We start from the raw sequence: 3,699 nt of genomic DNA, 5'->3' as shown, positions 1-3,699 counted from the left end.
GAATGAAAGAATGAAATTTAGTATTCCTAATCAGGACTGTATGAGGATTATGTTTTGTTTTTAGAATAAAATTGCCACTGTGGCAAAAATGCCCACGAAATGAATATTTCTGAACAACATAAAATCCTTCGTACAGCACTAATTCGTCATTCGCAGTCAAACATCAGACCTCTGAAATATTCTCAGTACCTCTTTGTCTTTCTAAACAATACTCCTCGTAACTTTGTAGTAATAAATTTTAGAGAAGGTTGGGAATGCTAAAATTCCCAACCTCTCTTTTTTCCATTAACCAAATTTTCAAACAATGACAACAGTAAAAGCGTGCCTTTTTGACCTCGATGGCGTAATCGTGGATACAGCAGTTTACCATTTTCAAGCATGGAGACGCTTAGCTAACGAATTGGGTTTTGATTTTACAGAACACCAAAATGAGCAGTTGAAAGGTATCAGTCGAATGGAATCCCTTGAACTTATCTTGAATTGGGGTGGGGTAACACTGACCGCTGAGGAGAAGGAAGCATGGGCGACCAAGAAAAACCAATGGTATTTGGACTTGGTGATGCAAATGACACCAAATGAAGTTCTGCCCGGTGTTCCTGAGTTTTTAACCTCTCTTCGTGCCAACGGAATCAAAATTGCCTTGGGTTCGGCAAGCAAAAATTCAAAGTTGATTTTAGAAAGAATTGAAATGCTAGATTATTTCGATGCAATCATCGATGGCAACAATATCACCAAAGGCAAACCAGACCCACAAGTATTTTTGATGGGAGCGGAGGCAACAGGAGCGCAATCGTCTGAATGTGTGGTGTTTGAGGATGCTGTTGCGGGTGTTCAAGCGGCCAAAGCTGGTGGTATGAAAGCTGTAGGTATCGGTTCGGCAGATATTTTGACAGAAGCAGATATTGTAATTGCTACTTTCGAAGATTTTTCGGTAGAGAAGTTAGCGCAGATTTAAGTATAAAGTCTCTTAATTAATGAGATGTTTTTTTACTTAAAAGATGGTATGAGGGTAGTCATTTTGGCTACCCTATTTCATTATCAGGACTTTAGAATAATTTTGCGGAGAGCGGCTTGTTTTTATTCATTTTTAAATACAAAAAAAACACCCTAGCACAGCAAGGACTATTTTCTGGAATTGAACTAATTTAGCGGTCTAATAAAATAATCAATTTAAGTAATTGTATTTTTCCAAGAACTTGCGTATAAAAGATAGGTGGAAGTATTGAAGTATTGGAAATAGTTAGATACATTGCCATTAACCATCCATTATAATACAATGAAAAACTACTTAAAACATGACGAATGGTGCATAATTGAAGAGGGATTTCACCGTGAATACAACGAAATCACCGAATCGGTTTGCTCACTAGGAAATGGACGTATGGGCCAGCGCGGTAATTTTGAAGAAACCTTTACTGGGAAGACCCTTCAAGGAAATTATGTTGCGGGTGTATACTATCCTGACAAAACCCGTGTGGGTTGGTGGAAGAATGGTTATCCTGAGTATTTCGCAAAAGTATTGAACGCTGCCAACTGGATTGGTATCAAAGTCGAAATCGATGGAGAAGAGTTAGATTTGAATCGTTGCGAGGTAGCAGACTTCCGCCGTGTGCTCAACATGAGAGAGGGGTATTTGGAGCGCTCGTTTATCGCAACTTTGGCAAGTGGAAAACAAATCAAAGTATATACAAAAAGATTTAACTCTATTGTGGATGACGAATCGGGCGCTATCAGCTACTCGATTACGCCATTGAATTTTGACGGTAAACTTACTCTTACGCCATTTATCGATGGTGATATCAAGAATAAGGATGCCAACTACGACGAAAAGTTCTGGGACGAAATCCATCGCGAAACTGCTTTTGCAGAAGGCTATATCGAACTTCGCACTAAAAAGACTGGCTTCCACGTGGTAACTGGTCAAAAGTTTGAAATTCTTCAAGATGGAAAATCTGTCGATTTTCAAAGCTTTCCAATTAAGGCAGAGAAGTATGTTGCAAGCCAAGTAAGCTTAGACGTTATTTCAGGGCAAGAGACTACTTTGGTGAAATATGCTTGTAATCTTTCTTCTGAAAACTATGCAATCGAAGAACTTTTGCCAGAGGCTAAAGCTTATTTAGCAAAAATCTCGGCCAAAGGCTACGCCAAAATGTTGGCTGAACAAGCTGAAAAATGGATTTCGAAATGGCACATGAACGATATCGTAATCGAAGGCGATGTGGCCGCTCAACAAGGAATTCGTTTCAATATTTTCCAATTGAACCAAACTTACTCAGGTGAGGATGCTCGTTTGAATATCGGTCCTAAAGGATTTACTGGGGAAAAATATGGTGGTTCAACTTACTGGGACACTGAAGCATATTGTATTCCATTCTACATGGCTACTGCCGATGCTCAAGTAGCTCGTAACTTGCTAGTGTATCGTTGGAAACAATTGGGTCGTGCTATTGAAAATGCTGGTAAACTAGGATTTAAGGATGGCGCTGCATTGTACCCGATGGTTACGATGAACGGAGAAGAGTGCCACAACGAATGGGAAATTACTTTTGAAGAAATTCACCGTAACGGAGCAATTGCCTATGCCATTTACGATTACATAAACTATACCGATGACAAAGCCTATTTGGCAGAATATGGCTTTGAAGTATTATTAGGTATCGCTCGTTTTTGGGCGCAACGTGTCAACTGGTCTATTGCCAAAAAGCAATACGTGATGTTGGGCGTTACAGGACCAAATGAATACGAAAACAACGTAAACAACAACTGGTACACAAGTTATATTGCCGTTTGGTGTTTGAAATATGCCAAAGAAGCAGCCGAATACATCAAGTCAACCGATAGCGCTCGTTATGCCGAACTCGTAGCTTTGTTGAACCTAAATGAGGAGGCTGAGTTTGGAAAGTTTCAGCATATCATCGACAATATGTACTTGCCAGAAGACAAAGAGTTGGGTATCTATTTACAACAAGATGGATTCTTGGATAAAGAATTGATTCAAGTAAAAGACCTCCCTGCTTCAGAGCGTCCTATCAACCAAAAATGGTCTTGGGACAGAATCCTCCGTTCTTGTTTCATCAAACAAGCCGACGTATTGCAAGGAATCTATTTCTTTGAAGATGATTTCGACATTGATACGATTCGTCGTAACTATGATTTCTATGAGCCAATGACTGTACATGAGTCTTCTTTGAGTCCATGTGTACACTCAATTATTGCCGCAAAATTGGGCGACAAACCTCGTAGTTATGAATTCTATCAGCGTTCGGCTCGTCTGGATTTGGATGATTATAACAATGATACGGAAGACGGCTTGCACATTACCTCAATGGCTGGAACATGGATGTCTGTTATAAAAGGATTTGGTGGAATGCGTGTAAAAAATGGACAAGTATTCTTGAATCCATTTGTTCCAGAAAATTGGAAATCATTTGCTTTCAAAATTAGATTTAGAAATAATATCCTAAATATTATTACAACATCCGACAATGTAACTATCGAAAACCTTGAAGGCGGAGATATTACCATTAACGTGGGGGCTGAAGCCTATGAGGTAAAAGCCGCTACATCGGTGGTGGTTGCCCTAGGCGCTACCGAATTGGCGTAGTTATCTAATTTTAATTTGGTTTGAGACGCAATGAGTGCGTCTCAAACCAAGTAAATCTAGCATGATAGCCTCAAAAAAGGGGTCGGAAAATATTT

General features: G+C 39.5%; 3 protein-coding genes. All 3 read left to right on the top strand.

All coding sequences use genetic code 11. The annotated features are described in order from the left end of the window. Positions 1-99 precede the first annotated feature (99 nt). Positions 100-261, top strand: coding sequence for a hypothetical protein (locus ACOVQ4_RS23065; protein ID WP_421822938.1), 162 nt, complete (start codon positions 100-102; stop codon positions 259-261). A gap of 43 nt (positions 262-304) precedes the next feature. Beyond that, complete coding sequence (gene pgmB / locus ACOVQ4_RS23060; protein WP_421822937.1) at positions 305-955, top strand: beta-phosphoglucomutase; 651 nt, start codon at positions 305-307, stop codon at positions 953-955. A gap of 321 nt (positions 956-1,276) precedes the next feature. Then, a complete protein-coding gene (locus ACOVQ4_RS23055) occupies positions 1,277-3,604 on the top strand; it encodes a glycoside hydrolase family 65 protein (protein ID WP_421822936.1) in 2,328 nt (775 codons plus the stop codon). Positions 3,605-3,699: the final 95 nt, after the last annotated feature.

Source organism: Flectobacillus sp. (genome assembly GCF_049240685.1).
GTDB lineage: Bacteria > Bacteroidota > Bacteroidia > Cytophagales > Spirosomataceae > Flectobacillus.
The sequence above is the reverse complement of the archived record's forward strand: the minus strand, read 5'-3'. Positions and strand labels throughout refer to the sequence as shown.

Excerpts from the sequence above, each read along its gene's own strand:
- ACOVQ4_RS23065 (WP_421822938.1), top strand. The coding sequence starts at position 100 with ATGAATATTTCTGAACAACATAAAATCCTTCGTACAGCACTAATTCGT.
- pgmB (WP_421822937.1), top strand. The coding sequence starts at position 305 with ATGACAACAGTAAAAGCGTGCCTTTTTGACCTCGATGGCGTAATCGTG.
- ACOVQ4_RS23055 (WP_421822936.1), top strand. The coding sequence starts at position 1,277 with ATGAAAAACTACTTAAAACATGACGAATGGTGCATAATTGAAGAGGGA.